Origin of the sequence: Cytobacillus firmus (genome assembly GCF_023657595.1) — a bacterium.
GTDB lineage: Bacteria > Bacillota > Bacilli > Bacillales > Cytobacillaceae > Cytobacillus > Cytobacillus firmus_B.
The window spans coordinates 4,223,344-4,237,244 of record NZ_CP098323.1 but is presented as its reverse complement, the minus strand read 5'-3'; the positions used below and the strand labels follow the sequence as shown (position 1 = coordinate 4,237,244).

General features: G+C 42.4%; 15 protein-coding genes and 1 pseudogene. 12 read left to right on the top strand and 4 right to left on the bottom strand.

Annotated features, from left to right (window positions below; all coding sequences use genetic code 11):
* The first annotated feature begins 140 nt into the window (after positions 1-140).
* The 5 genes from yutH to thrB all read left to right on the top strand — a co-directional run bounded on the left by yutH (position 141) and on the right by thrB (position 5,678).
* On the top strand, positions 141-1,148 hold the full coding sequence (yutH, locus tag NAF01_RS21415; protein WP_250801092.1) for a spore coat putative kinase YutH: 1,008 nt from the start codon (positions 141-143) through the stop codon (positions 1,146-1,148).
* A gap of 72 nt (positions 1,149-1,220) precedes the next feature.
* Positions 1,221-2,183, top strand: coding sequence for a 2-hydroxyacid dehydrogenase (locus NAF01_RS21410; protein WP_163142593.1), 963 nt, complete (start codon positions 1,221-1,223; stop codon positions 2,181-2,183).
* A gap of 206 nt (positions 2,184-2,389) precedes the next feature.
* A complete protein-coding gene (locus tag NAF01_RS21405; RefSeq protein ID WP_048011981.1) occupies positions 2,390-3,688 on the top strand; it encodes a homoserine dehydrogenase in 1,299 nt (432 codons plus the stop codon).
* Entirely contained in the window at positions 3,685-4,746 is a 1,062-nt protein-coding gene (thrC, locus tag NAF01_RS21400) for a threonine synthase (protein ID WP_163142596.1), read from the top strand. Before NAF01_RS21405 ends, thrC begins: the two co-directional genes overlap by 4 nt.
* Positions 4,743-5,678: a homoserine kinase gene (gene thrB, locus NAF01_RS21395; protein ID WP_250801091.1), complete on the top strand. Its 936-nt coding sequence runs from the start codon at positions 4,743-4,745 to the stop codon at positions 5,676-5,678. The genes thrC and thrB overlap by 4 nt, the downstream gene beginning before the upstream one ends.
* Before the next feature lie 43 nt (positions 5,679-5,721).
* Here the strand turns inward: thrB and NAF01_RS21390 are convergent.
* Positions 5,722-5,943, bottom strand: a pseudogene (locus tag NAF01_RS21390) (NifU family protein); the annotation flags it as partial.
* A 182-nt stretch (positions 5,944-6,125) separates the two neighbouring features.
* Here NAF01_RS21390 and NAF01_RS21385 point away from each other — a divergent pair.
* Positions 6,126-6,449: a YuzD family protein gene (locus tag NAF01_RS21385; RefSeq protein WP_197218644.1), complete on the top strand. Its 324-nt coding sequence runs from the start codon at positions 6,126-6,128 to the stop codon at positions 6,447-6,449.
* A 38-nt stretch (positions 6,450-6,487) separates the two neighbouring features.
* Here the strand turns inward: NAF01_RS21385 and NAF01_RS21380 are convergent, their stop codons facing one another.
* Positions 6,488-7,555 carry an NAD(P)/FAD-dependent oxidoreductase gene (locus tag NAF01_RS21380; protein WP_163142605.1) on the bottom strand — a complete coding sequence of 356 codons (1,068 nt, stop codon included), beginning with the start codon at positions 7,553-7,555 and terminating at the stop codon, positions 6,488-6,490.
* 280 nt (positions 7,556-7,835) lie between these two features.
* On the opposite strand from NAF01_RS21380, the gene NAF01_RS21375 reads away from it, so the two are divergent.
* A complete protein-coding gene (locus tag NAF01_RS21375; RefSeq protein ID WP_035331977.1) occupies positions 7,836-8,075 on the top strand; it encodes a YuzB family protein in 240 nt (79 codons plus the stop codon).
* Between the two features lie 41 nt (positions 8,076-8,116).
* On the opposite strand, the gene NAF01_RS21370 is transcribed toward NAF01_RS21375, so the two are convergent.
* Complete coding sequence (locus NAF01_RS21370; protein ID WP_250801090.1) at positions 8,117-8,812, bottom strand: DUF2225 domain-containing protein; 696 nt, start codon at positions 8,810-8,812, stop codon at positions 8,117-8,119.
* A gap of 193 nt (positions 8,813-9,005) precedes the next feature.
* Between NAF01_RS21370 and NAF01_RS21365 the strand changes: the two genes are divergently transcribed.
* On the top strand, positions 9,006-9,368 hold the full coding sequence (locus NAF01_RS21365; RefSeq protein ID WP_250801089.1) for a HesB/IscA family protein: 363 nt from the start codon (positions 9,006-9,008) through the stop codon (positions 9,366-9,368).
* A 55-nt stretch (positions 9,369-9,423) separates the two neighbouring features.
* Here NAF01_RS21365 and NAF01_RS21360 read toward each other — a convergent pair whose 3' ends face one another.
* Positions 9,424-10,422 (bottom strand): NAD(P)/FAD-dependent oxidoreductase, encoded by a 999-nt coding sequence (locus NAF01_RS21360; RefSeq protein ID WP_250801088.1) that lies wholly within the window; start codon positions 10,420-10,422, stop codon positions 9,424-9,426.
* A gap of 385 nt (positions 10,423-10,807) precedes the next feature.
* Between NAF01_RS21360 and NAF01_RS21355 the strand changes: the two genes are divergently transcribed.
* The 4 genes from NAF01_RS21355 (at position 10,808) to NAF01_RS21340 (ending at position 13,807) form a co-directional block, all read left to right on the top strand.
* Positions 10,808-12,025 carry an NAD(P)/FAD-dependent oxidoreductase gene (locus NAF01_RS21355; protein ID WP_048010923.1) on the top strand — a complete coding sequence of 406 codons (1,218 nt, stop codon included), beginning with the start codon at positions 10,808-10,810 and terminating at the stop codon, positions 12,023-12,025.
* A 101-nt stretch (positions 12,026-12,126) separates the two neighbouring features.
* Positions 12,127-12,618, top strand: coding sequence for an NUDIX domain-containing protein (locus tag NAF01_RS21350; RefSeq protein WP_250801087.1), 492 nt, complete (start codon positions 12,127-12,129; stop codon positions 12,616-12,618).
* A gap of 161 nt (positions 12,619-12,779) precedes the next feature.
* The gene (locus NAF01_RS21345) at positions 12,780-12,905 is read left to right on the top strand and encodes a YuiA family protein (RefSeq protein ID WP_159867914.1); all 126 of its coding nucleotides are present in this window, start codon (positions 12,780-12,782) and stop codon (positions 12,903-12,905) included.
* Between the two features lie 578 nt (positions 12,906-13,483).
* The gene (locus tag NAF01_RS21340; RefSeq protein ID WP_048009796.1) at positions 13,484-13,807 is read left to right on the top strand and encodes a YuiB family protein; all 324 of its coding nucleotides are present in this window, start codon (positions 13,484-13,486) and stop codon (positions 13,805-13,807) included.
* Positions 13,808-13,901: the final 94 nt, after the last annotated feature.

The following is a 13,901-nucleotide window of genomic DNA, read 5'->3' as shown; positions in this document are numbered from 1 at the left end:
ATGCCCACTGCCGCTCAAACGGAAAAAATTCATTTTCTATATCATTTCCATGGTGCACAGTCTTATCCAAGAAAACAACAAGTTTTAAAGTCTTCTATCATATATATCCCTTAAAGATCTTTTTAACTTGAGGTGGTTTAATGTTTAGAATGCTTTTGAAAGAACAATTTGGCATAGAAGCAGAAGATACACTCAGAATCGGAAAATATGATGCATGCCGTAAGCAGGGGCATCTTTATTTGCTTGTGCCTGCTGGGCATACAGATGAAGAAGAGCTTGATGAACTGGACCGAATGGCAGAACACCTGTCCAATAGCGGAGATAGAAATATAAGCACTTTTTTGAAAACGAAGGAAGGCAAGCAGTCCATTGACTGGAATGATAGCCGTTTTTGCATTTTAGTTAATCGGCATACCATGAGCAGGAAGCAGAATCAGTTTGGCAGAAAGCTGGCAAAGTTCCATCATAGAGGCAGGAGCATTTCTTTTCCTGTGAAAAAAACGAGCAGAATCGGGCAATGGAAACAGCTTTGGGAACAGCGGCTTGACCAAATGGAAAAGGTATGGAATGAGATGCTATTCCAAAAACCCGAAAATGACTTTGAGAGAATGTTTTTAGAGTCATTTCCATACTATATGGGGCTGGCTGAAAATTCAATACAGTATCTTGTGGATACAGAGCTTGACGATGAACCCGGTATGGCAGACAGCGGAACCGTTTGTCATATTAGATTGACTTCTTCCACCTGGGGAGACAATTATTATATGAAAAATCCATTTGACTGGGTATTTGATCACTCGTCGAGAGATTTGGCGGAATGGACAAGGGAAAAATACTTCCGTAATATCAAAACGTATCAGCCGGAACTCCGCCAATTTTTATCGGAATATCAAAGTGTTGGAGGATTATCCTCTTTTTCATGGCGGTTATACTACGCCCGTCTATTGTTTCCCCTCCATTATTTTGAAACAGTAGAAAATTATTATGGCGCCGATTCTGAACAGCAGAAGCTGGTGCTTCAGGAGCGCCTGCAGAAATATCTCTGGCAGTCTGACGACCATGAGCGCTTTCTGGGAGGGTTTTTCGAATTTGCGGAAGTTCCGATCAAAAAACTAAGGATTCCTCTGGTGAATTGGATTAAGAGCTGAAAAAAGGCAGGGAATTCCCTCTTTCTTGGCGAAAGGAACAGTAAGCTGAGAATGTGAAAAGGGGATATTTCAATGAAACCATATGTATTTATCAGCAGGAAGCTTCCTGAGGATGTTATCGCCATATTAAAAGAAAAATACATTGTTGAAATGTGGGATCGGGAAGATATGCCGGTTCCTTACGATGTATTTCTGCAAGAAGCCGAAAAGGCGGATGCCCTTCTAACCATGCTGTCAGAGCAGGTAAATGAGGAAGTTCTGAAAGCGGGAGAGAAGCTGAAGGTTGTTGCCAATATGGCTGTCGGCTATGATAATGTGGACGTTGAAACAGCAAAGAGGCTGGGAATTACAGTGACCAACACTCCAGAGGTATTAAATGATTCAACCGCCGACCTGACATTTGCACTTGTGCTTGCTGCTGCCCGAAGAATGGTGGAGGCTGCGGAGTTTGTAAAGAAAGGCGATTGGAAGAGCTGGAGCCCGCTCCTTTTGGCAGGCCAGGATGTGCATCATAAAACAATCGGGATTGTGGGAATGGGGAATATCGGTAAAACAGTGGCAAAGCGTGCCGCAGGATTTGATATGGAAATCCTGTATCACAATCGCTCGAGGAAGCTGGATGCAGAACAGGAACTGGGAGCTCAGTACGTTAGCTTTGATGAGCTGCTCGAACGGTCAGATTTTGTTGTCTGTCTGACACCATTGACAGAAGAAACAAGAAATCTATTTAACCGAAATGCCTTCCGGAAGATGAAAAACCATGCTGTTTTTGTGAATGCCTCCAGAGGACCGGTAGTAAATGAACATGATTTATATGAAGCACTGAAGGCAGGTGAAATTGCGGCTGCAGGATTGGATGTTTTTGCGGAAGAGCCAATCGGCGCCGGACATCCGCTGTTAGAGCTGAAAAATGTGGTGGCCATGCCCCATATCGGAAGTGCAAGCATAGAAACGCGCTATAGGATGATGCAGCTGTGTGTGGAAAATATTGATCTTGTTCTTTCGGAAAAAAAACCGAAAACACCGGTGCAATAGAAGTGATGAAGGCATCCATAATGGGTGCCTTTATTGATGGATAAAAAAATTTTAAAAAATTAAAGCGCAATAAACCAGTATGTTAAGCGCTTCCACGTATTATTTTCGGAAAATTGCCTATTGTAAAAATCACTCTTGCCCCCTATAATGTCTACTATACAAATACAAATGTACTTACATAGTGAACACTTTAAGGGGGAGCTAGCGTGGAATCAATCTCAATCGGTTTATTAGGGTTAGGAACAGTTGGATCGGGTGTCGTGCAAATCATTGAGAAACATCAGGATAAGCTTATGCACCAGGTCGGCTGTCCGGTTATTGTAAAAAAAGTTCTTGTTAAAGATGTAAATAAAGACAGAGCCGTTAAAGTGGACAGGAATTTGCTGACGCTTAATCCTGAAGACATTTTAAATGATGCTGATATAGATGTAGTGATTGAAGTAATGGGCGGCATAGAAGAAACCAGAAACCATTTAAAGAAAGCTTTGGATAATGGCAAGCATGTGGTGACGGCAAATAAGGATTTAATGGCTGTTTATGGACCTGAATTGCTGGCTGCTTCTGCTCAAAACGGGTGCGATCTCTTTTATGAGGCAAGTGTTGCCGGCGGCATTCCCATCTTAAGAGGGCTGGTAGATGGTTTGGCTTCTGATAGAATTACAAAAATGATGGGAATTGTGAATGGGACAACGAACTTTATTTTGACTAAAATGAGCAAGAATGGGAGCGCTTATGAGGACGTCCTGAAAGAAGCTCAGGAGCTGGGATATGCGGAAAGCGACCCGACTGCAGATGTGGAGGGCCTTGATGCAGCAAGGAAAATGGCGATCCTGTCTACACTGGGTTTTTCCATGAATATTGACCTTGATGATGTAAAGGTTAAAGGCATTACGGATATTACGGAAGAAGACCTGCAGTACGGCAAGCAGCTTGGGTACATCATGAAGCTGATCGGGATTGCCCATCGGGAGGGGGAGAAGGTGGAAGTAAGTGTCCAGCCGACATTGCTTTCCGAGTCTCATCCTCTTGCATCGGTTCAGGATGAATATAATGCAGTATATGTTTACGGTGAAGCGGTAGGGGAAACGATGTTCTACGGGCCTGGGGCAGGGAGTCTGCCTACAGCTACAGCTGTGGTATCGGATCTTGTTGGGGTCATGAAAAATATGCGTCTTGGCGTCAACGGAAAAAGCGCGGCAGTTCCTCAATATGATAAAAAATTAAAAGATGCAGATGAAATTTATTCGAAGTATTTCTTAAGAATGCATGTAAAAGATGAAGTAGGGACATTTGCCAACATCACATCCATTTTTTCAGAGCATCATGTCAGCTTCGAGAAAATCCTGCAGCTTCCTTTAAAAGAAAAAGGGCTTGCTGAGATTGTGCTGGTTACCCACCAGGCATCCCTTCAGGATTATGAGGATATTTTAGTAAGTTTAAGAGATTTGCCGGCAGTTCAATCAATCAAAAGTTCGTATCGTGTGGAAGGGAGCGCCAGAGTATGAGATGGGAAGGCCTCATAAAGACATATAAAGACTATTTGCCAGTTAGTGAAAATACACCAATGCTTACTTTAAATGAGGGAAATACCCCCCTTATCAGGCTGGATAAACTCTCAAGGGACTGGGGCATTGACCTTTATGTAAAAACGGAAGGAGCAAATCCTACCGGGTCATTTAAAGACAGAGGCATGGTTATGGCTGTTGCAAAGGCGAAAGAAGAAGGAAGCGATGCCATCATCTGTGCCTCCACCGGCAATACCTCTGCAGCTGCGGCGGCATATGCAGCAAGAGCCGGCATGAGATGTGTGGTTGTCATCCCTGAAGGAAAAATCGCCATGGGGAAACTTGCACAGGCTGTTATGTATGGAGCGGAAGTCGTATCTATTGAGGGCAACTTTGACCAGGCACTGGCAATGGTGCGGAAGATAAGCGAAACAGAACCTATTACTCTAGTAAACTCAGTTAATCCATATCGTCTGGAAGGCCAGAAGACAGCGGCCTTTGAAATCTGCGACCAGCTTGGAGGGGCTCCGGATATCCTGGCCCTGCCTGTGGGCAATGCCGGCAATATTTCTGCCTATTGGAAAGGATTTAAAGAATACCATGAAGTGCGCGGCACTGGCCTTCCAAAAGTACACGGAGTACAGGCTGAAGGTGCAGCGGCTATCGTTCATAACCGTGTGTTTGAAAATCCCGAAACGATCGCCACAGCCATCCGAATCGGAAATCCTGCGAGCTGGCATTTAGCCAATGCAGCATTGTCAGAATCAAATGGAAAAATTGATGAAGTCAGCGACGAAGAGATCCTGTGCATGTACCGTAAACTTGCTTCATCTGAAGGCATTTTTGCTGAGCCGGCTTCATGTGCTTCACTTGCGGGAGTATATAAACAGCTTCGCAATGGGGAGATTCCGCATAAAACAAAAGTGGTGGCCATCCTGACTGGGAACGGACTGAAGGATCCTAATACAGCCATTGATTGCAGCCCTGTTAAGCCTGTTTTGCTGCCTAATGATGAAAAAGCAGTTGCGGACCATATCAAGGGAGCCGTTCACATATGAGCGAAGGTGAAATGGTTGTCATTAAAGTACCCGGCAGTACGGCAAATCTTGGGCCAGGCTTCGACTCGATTGGCCTTGCCTTAAATTTATATTTGACGCTTGAAGCAGAGAAGGCAGACAAGTTTGAAATGATTCCTTTATCAGAGCCGCTAAGCATCTACCCATCTGATGAATCCAATTTTATTTTTCAAGTTGCAATGGAAACCGCGAAGAAGTATGGTAGAGAGCTTCCGGGATGTAAAGTCCGCATTTCGAGCGATATCCCTCTCACACGGGGACTTGGGTCAAGCGCTGCAGCCATTGTAGCGGGAATCGAATTGGCTGATGTGCTTTGCGGACTCCAGCTGACACAGTACGAGAAGCTTGAACTGTCATCAAGAATGGAGGGCCATCCTGATAACGCAGGTGCCTCCCTTCTCGGAGGCCTCGTTATTGGCTGCCTGTCAGAGGAAGAGGTATCTGTTCAAAGTATTAAAACTATAGAATTTGATGTTATAGCAGTGGTTCCGAAAAACGAGCTCCTCACAAAGGAATCCAGAGGTGTTCTGCCTTCAGAATGGTCCTTTAGGGAAGCTGTCCAGGCAGGCGCAGTCGGAAATGTCATGGTAGCAGCCTTGCTTAGCGGGAATTACACCCTCGCAGGCAAGATGATGAGCGGAGACTTATTCCATCATCCTTACCGAAAGAAAATGGTTCCGCATTTGGAAGTCATTGAAAAAGCAGCACCTGGGCTCGGAGCATTTGGAGTTGCCTTAAGCGGTGCAGGGCCGGCAGTTCTCTGCCTGGCTGAGACAGGATGTGCTCCCGCGGTGGCAGAAGGGCTTCGGAGGCTGCTCCCGGAAATGGAAATCATGCCCCTTAAAATTGATCAGGAAGGCTGCACGGTTTTAAAAAAAAGCTTAGCTGAGCTGGAGATAGGCCATACAATATAAAAAAAGCGATGTCATGCAGACATCGCTTTTTGCAAAGGAAAAATTAAAAAACTTGTTCTACTTCGACTACACCAGGTACTTCTTCCAAAAGAGCGCGCTCAATACCAGCTTTCAATGTAATCGTTGAACTTGGGCAGCTGCCGCATGCACCAAGAAGGCGCAATTTAACGATGCCATCTTCAATATCCACTAATTCACAGTCCCCGCCATCGCGAAGAAGGAATGGGCGCAATTTATCTAATACTTCCTGAACTTGTTCAGTCATAGTTGTTTGTTCTGCCATGTGAAATCGACTCCTTTCCATACATTTATTATAATCAAATCAGTCTTAAAAATCTATTCAAAGAACGTAATTTCCACTCATTAGGAGAATATTTTTATTAGGCTGCTCATTGTTAATGTTGTAAAATGGAGGGAAGAACAAGTTTTGCATAGGGGGAGAGAAGAGTGAAAAAAGAGATTGAAATCACTGTTTATGGGGCGGAGCAGCTTTGTCCAAGCTGTGTGAACCTGCCATCATCCAAGGAAACTTATGAATGGCTGGAGGCAGCACTATCCCGGAAATTTGCCAATCAGCCTTTTAAAATCGTGTATGTTGACATTCATAATCCACCCGAAGAAGAGGACAAAAAAGAATTCGCACTTAAAGTGATAGAGGAAGATATGTTTTACCCTGTTGTCCTGATTGAGGATGAGATTGTCGGTGAAGGTAATCCAAAATTAAAAACGATCTATGCGGAAATGGAAAAGTATGGTTATCAGACAGTTTAATAAAAAATGAGCATCCAAACGGATGCTCATTTTATTTCTTAACCGTTATGGTATTTATACATCCAAAGTATTCCGGATTTCAGCAGGCGGGCGACGCGGCCTGTGATAGGACGTTCTGCAACCAGACCGAAACCGTGCTTTTTGCCCAGTGATCCAAGAACTCCTTTAAGCTTGATAACTGGCAATGTTTCAGGAAGCTCCTCGCCTTTCCAGCGTTTCAATAGAATTTGAACGATTTGCTCTGCCTGCCCTTCTGCAAGCTGTGCACTTGGTGCATGCGGAAGGCTCGCACAATCTCCTACCACATATACATGTTCATTCCCGGGAATATTGTGATGCTTGGTTAAGACTACTCGTCCTTGCGGGTCCTTTTCCACATTCATATCCCGAACCACTTTGGTCGGCTGGATGCCGGCGGTCCATACGATGGCATCACAGTGGATGGCTTCGTCATGATTATAAAGGGTTTTTTCTTCTACTTTTGTGATATTCGATTGGTTAATGATTTCAACATTATGCTCCAAAAACCAATTTTCAACATAGGTGCTCAATCTTTCGGAGAAGGCGGAAAGTATATGCTTCCCTCTATCAAATAATTTGACTTTTAAATCCGGACGGCTTTCATTTAATTCAGAAGCCAGTTCCACTCCGCTTAATCCTGCACCGACGATTCCAACAACAGAGCCTGGTGATAGATTATTTAAAGCTTCATATGTTCTTCGGGATTTCTCAATTGTCTGTATGCTATATGTGTGAATGTCAGCTCCCGGAACATTATGGTACTTATCTTCACATCCAAGCCCAATGATTATATCGTCATATGAAACAGGATCTTCGCCCTGAAGATATACCTTGTTTTCCTCGATGCTGATTTTTGTCACTTCACCGTATTTAATGGTCAATCTTTGGTGTTCAGGGAAGGATACACGCACATGCTGGTCAGAAATGGTGCCGGCAGCAAGAGCGTAATATTCAGTTTTTAAACAATGATAAGGCACACGATCTATTAGAGTAATAGAGACATCATCGGGAAGCTGGTTAGGCAAAAGTCGGGCAAGCGCCCTCATACCTCCATAGCCTCCGCCAAGTATCACAAGATTTTTCATAGTATATTTCCCCTTTATGTCCGTACTGATTGCTGTTACCGAACCTAAATATAACCGTTATTAGTTATCTTGAAAAAATAAATAAATGATATTATTAACCTCAAACCCATAAAAAGTATAACGAAATTGTGACAAAATCACAACACAAATCAGCAGGAAACTTGACAATAAACGACATGAAGTGGTAATTATGCATACTTATAAGAAATATTAATGAAATCACTTTCTTGCAGAATTCGGGTAAAAAAGGTAGCATTAACAGGGTAGAGAGGTGAAAGATGTGATTAAGCCAATCATCGAATTTTGCATCAGCAATTTGGCCAGCGGCTCTCAAAAAGCGCTTGAACAGCTGGAAAAGGATTATGATCTGGATGTCATAGAATATGGCTGTCTTGGGTATTGCGGCAAATGTGCAAGCACTCTTTTTGCGCTTGTGAACGGAGAAGTGGTAACAGGAGAAACACCAGATGAACTGGTTGAAAATATATATCAATATCTGGATGAAAATCCAATGTTTTAATATAGAAAAGGAGCGATTAAATTCGCTCCTTTTCTTATTCCTTAATTTGCTGCAGTTTTTTGGTCCTGTCTCATTTCATACCAGCGTTCTCTGGCCATTTCAATTAATTTGGGTTCAGTGGAGCGGTTTTGCAGCTCAATTACTTTTGAGAAATATTTAACAGCCTGTTCTGCCTGATGTGTCCTTCGGGATAGCTCCCCGATCAGATAAAAAATCCTCGTTTCTGAAATAGATGATCCTTTAAAATCATCTGACATATAAGACTCCAGATATTCCTTTAGAGAAAGCTTCAAAAAGCGCTGTTCCTGAATATCATTCTTCATATTGCGGTAAAGCCAGGCAAGTCTGACTTGTAAACCAGCCATAATAATATGCTTCTCCCTTTTTAAAGTCCCGCAATATATAGCCAGTTTATAGGTGCTGACAGCAGCATGGATGGATCGATCCTGGCAAAAATCCTGAGGAATCCAGGCTTTTGCTATTTTAGAATGAATCAAGTCCAGGGCTCCCGGCGGGAAATAAGGAGAAAATTCTTCTGATTCAGAGTAGCCGCAGTGCGGACAGGTATTTATATGATATAAAAGAGGGTTCGTGGTTGCATCAGCATAATTAGGGCAGAAATCACTGTCAAATTCAGCTGCTCTTACAAATCTGGAGCGGAGTTTTTTAGTGGTGAAACTCTGTTTGCAGACTCTGCATTCGCATTTTTTATCATAAGTCAGTTTTAATTGCTGCATAGAATGCCACCTCCGGAGATGATGAATGAGACTATTATACCACTATTGATGTAGTTATTGAGTATAAAGAACTATTGTTTAGGATGTATCATAGAAAAATTAAAAAATGTAAAAGCCGCTTAAGTTGAGCACATGCCTGTTACTGTATATACTATGTTTATAGAAGTATCCTTACATGACAGGAGGGAATAACATGGAAAAAGTTGTGGATATAACAGAAGCAGCAGCTTTGCATATAAAAGAAATGATGAAGCAAAATGAGGAAGAAGATGCATTCTTGCGCGTAGCTGTTAAAGGAGGCGGGTGCAGCGGGCTTTCCTATGGAATGGGGTTTGCACACGAAGTCGAGGAAGGGGATATCCAGTCAGAGCACTATGGAATTCAGGTTCTTGTCAGCAAGGAAGACGCACCTATCTTAAATGGCACAAAAATTGATTATAAACAATCCATGATGGGCGGCGGATTCACAATCGACAATCCCAATGCCATAGCCAACTGCGGCTGCGGATCTTCTTTCCGCACAGCTACAAATACAGGTACACCGGAAGAGTGCTAAAAAAACATTACTCATCAAAAGAGGACGGTCCCGAACGGGCCGTCCTTTTCCTATCTTATTTGCCGAACATGGAAGAGCTGTGCATTGGCTGCACTTTTGCTTTTGGATCAATGTAGGATTTTGCATGATTGACGGCAGTTGGCGCTTCACCGAAACCGCAGGCAATAAGCTTAACTTTCCCGTCATATGTGCAGATATCGCCGGCCGCGTAGATGCCTTCGATATTTGTTTCCATTCTGGAGTTAACCACGATGGAATTCTTTTCGATATCAAGACCCCATTCCTTAATTGGGCCAAGCGAGGAAACGAATCCGTAGTTAACGATTACCGCATCAACATCAAATACTTCTTTCTCCTTTGAAGCCACACCTTCAAGTACGACTTGGCTGATTCCTTCACTGTCACCAATAAGCTCAGCAGGAACATAAGGTGTTTTAATTTCTACTTTGGAGTTCTGCAGATTTTCTACACTGTGTTCATGTGCACGGAATTTATCGCGACGATGAACAATGGTGACTTTCTCAGCGATAGGCTCAAGCATTAATGCCCAGTCCACAGCAGAATCCCCTCCGCCGAACACAACGACTTTTTTGCCGGCAAATTGATTTAAATCATCAATAAAGTAATGAAGGTTTTTGCCTTCGTATTGAACGGCACTCTCAAGTTCAAGACGGCGAGGCTGGAAAGCGCCATTGCCGGCAGTGATAATGATAGTTTTTGAATAATGCACTTCTTTATTGGTGGTAAGCTTGAATGTTCCATCAGCCTGCTTCTCCAACTTTTCAACAGACTGCTCAAGTGATACAGTGGGCTCGAATTTAGCCATTTGTTCCTTAAGGTTATCAATCAATTCCTGGGCGCGGACTTTCGGGAAGCCGGCAACATCGTATATGTATTTTTCAGGATAAAGAGCAGATAACTGTCCCCCAAGCTGCGGCAAGCTTTCAATAATCTTTACTGATGCTTGTCTCATGCCCCCGTAGAAAGCAGTGAATAAACCAGTTGGCCCCCCGCCAATAATGGTTATGTCATACACTTTTTGATCTTCTTTCATGCAAAATCCCCCCACGTATGTATTGAAAATTCTATTCTTTATTTTAACATATATCGTTTGAAACCTCACGAATAGAGGTAAATATTATGAATGATAGGAATATTTCGAGTGGAATACATGAAAATAAAAACACGTATATTTTTTTAATTTTTCCTAAAATTTTTAAGTTTTTCGTCTATTTTTTTGGGGTTGAAAAACCCTATGAAGTAGAATAAGATTAATGGAGGAATAATGTTAATATTTTATGACAATTTTTTTGAGTTTTTTTGAACTAATTAGTGAATAAAATCACAAAGTTTTTTTATGTTTTTGGCTATAAAAAATATAAAGCAGTGGAAGATAAGAAAACATTAGAAAATACTTAAAAAAGGTGGAAGTGATACACTTGAGAAAGCCAAAGATTGTAATCCTCGGTGGAGGCTACGGCGGTTTGATGGTTGCAACCCGTTTGCAGAAATCTGTAGGAACAAACGAAGCGGAAATCGTTTTAGTGAACAAGAATGACTACCATTATGAAACAACATGGCTGCACGAGGCATCAGCCGGAACACTTCATCATGATCGTGTACGCTATGATATAAAAGATGTTATTGACCGCAACAAAGTTGAATTCGTTCAGGGCACTGCTCTTGAAATTAAAGCAGAAGAAAAGAAAGTCATTTTGGAAAACGGCGAAATTGACTATGATTATCTGGTTGTTTCACTTGGAGCTGAGCCGGAGACATTCGGTATCAAAGGACTTAAGGAACATGCATTTTCGATTGTCAATGTCAATGCTGCACGTCAAATCCGCGAGCATATCGAATACCAATTTGCTACTTATAATACAGACGCCGAGAAAAAAGATGAGCGCCTGACAATTGTTGTCGGCGGTGCAGGCTTCACTGGCATTGAATTCCTTGGAGAGTTGGCAAACCGTGTTCCTGAGCTTTGCAAAGAATACGATGTGGACTATCATAAAGTGAAAATCATTTGTGTGGAAGCAGCTCCAATGGTTCTTCCAGGCTTTGATCCGGAGCTTGTTAATTACGCTGTATCCCACTTGGAGAAAAAAGGCGTACAATTCATGATCGGAACAGCGATTAAAGAAGCTACTCCTGAAGGAATTATCGTTGGCAAGGGAGAAGATGAAGTAGAAGAAATCAAAGCTGCAACAGTTGTCTGGGCTGCAGGTGTACGCGGAAATTCTATTATTGAAAAATCCGGCATTGAAGCAATGCGCGGCCGTGTAAAAGTTCAGCCTGATTTGCGCGCTCCTGGCCATGATAATATGTTTATCATCGGAGACTGCTCATTAATCATCAATGAAGAAATTAACCGTCCATACCCTCCTACTGCCCAAATTGCTATGCAGCAGGGTGAAGTATGTGCAAGAAACATTACTGCTTTAATCCGTAATAAAACTGATCTTGAAACGTTTACACCGGATATTAAAGGTACTGTATGTTCTCTGGGCGAACATGATGCCATCGGTGTGGCATTCGGAAAGAAAATGGTTGGAACTAAAGCTTCATTCATGAAGAAGATGATCGATAACCGTGCACTTTACATGGTTGGCGGACCATCTCTTGTATTGAAAAAAGGTAAATTCAACGTTCTTTAATCAATCAGCTATCATTTATATATGGGGATGGACTCTAAAGTCTGTCCCTTTTTTTAATGGTGATTTTTTCGTGATAAAATGACGTAAAAGGGGGTGTGTGAATGGGAGTCGAACATAAAAGGGGAAAGGTGTGGCTTGCGGTTTCCGGGCTTGTTATTTCACCTGAAGGCAACTGGCTTGTTGTTAAAAAGAAATATGGAGGGCTTAAAGGCAAATGGTCTCTGCCCGCAGGGTTTGTGGAACCAGGCGAAACGGCTGATGAAGCTGCAGTCCGGGAAATAGAAGAGGAAACCGGGATAAAATGTACAGTGAAAGGCCTGCTTGGATTGCGTACAGGTGTCATAAAAGGAGAAGTCAGTGATAATATGATTTTGTTTTTGCTTGAAGCTGAGCCTGAACAATCATTAAAAGTTCAGGAAAGCGAACTACTCGATGTACAGTATCGCAATCCGAAAGAACTTGCAGATGATCCGGATGCATCAGTTCTTTTAAAATACATATTGGATACTTCGGATTCGTCCATCAAACCTTTAATTAACGGCATTAATCCCGGGGATACTTTCGGCTATACAGCTTATAAATTATTTTTATAATTTTCTGAAATTTAGAGAAAGAACGAGAAATCAGAAGTAAATAATGCTTGTATGCGTTTCCAACGATAGTTTTTCATGAAATATGGAGCTTTTCATTTATTCAAATCCTTGGTATATTATCAGAAAATTCAGTTACGAAAATTCAAAAGGAGATGAATGAAATGACAGCTAAGAAATATGAAAACAAAGAGTGTATGTATTGTTCCGGTAAAGGGTATTTTCAATTACTATTAGGCGGATCTGAAACCTGCAGCTGCTGCGGCGGTACAGGAAAGAAAAAGGAATAAAGTAAAACTTCAATCAGTGGGGGGCTTTATCCCCCACTGATTGTTAGTTGAGGCCCACAGGATAAGGAAGGCTTCGTCAGCATGAGCATCGCACGACCAAATGCGACAGCTTTTGGGAGGAAGTGGGTCACAAAGACGTTGCCACAGGACAAGGAAGCTACGGCAGCGATACATCTCACGACCGAAAGCGGCAGCTTTTAGGAGGATGTGGCGTTCTTAGTCTTTGTCCTTCTTTCGGGCCGTTACATTATAAAGCGAGGCGACTTGCCCAGGGGTGACAAGCATAAGACGAGCAGATGGTGGGAAGTGCTTTTCTTCCCATCAGCTGATCGGCTTATGACCTCGAGCCCCTTGGAGCCGCAGCTAGATTGGGCAGTTTGACCCCACTTTCCTTTGATTCCTCTGAGTCTTGAAGTGGGGGTCTTACTGCCCGTTAGACTGTGATAAAGTCAAACTTCGCGAGCAGCGAAGTTTTTCTTTTCATAACGGGTGTATTGACACACCCGCTTTTCTTGTTGACTCCCCAATCCACAATAAAGTAAACTAATTATTGATGTGTTAAGGGAGGAAACAAGTTCATGCAAATGACGATTTTCGTTTTGCCTATTTCGATGCTTCTGTTTTTTGTGCTGTTTTTTGGAATAGGTTTTATATTAAATATGCTATTAAGAATGTCTTGGATTATGGCTATTATTTATCCCGTAATTGCCATTTTTATCATTGATAAAGTTCGTTTCATTGAGTATTTTCAAAAACCGGAGGAATCGTTTTCCAGTCTTGGAGTAGAAATGTCCAGCCTCGCTTTGGCGGACATCCTTATACTCAGCAGCGGAATGGCAGGCGCCATTGTTGCCGGAATCACGATTAGACTGCTCCGTAAAAAAGGATATCGGATGTTTTAAATTAGTGTTGAAATCTCTGCCGGGTGTGGGGATTTTTTATTTTTTTTGATTAGTGTGATCAAATCGGGCAAGCCTATGGTATTACTGGCTTTAT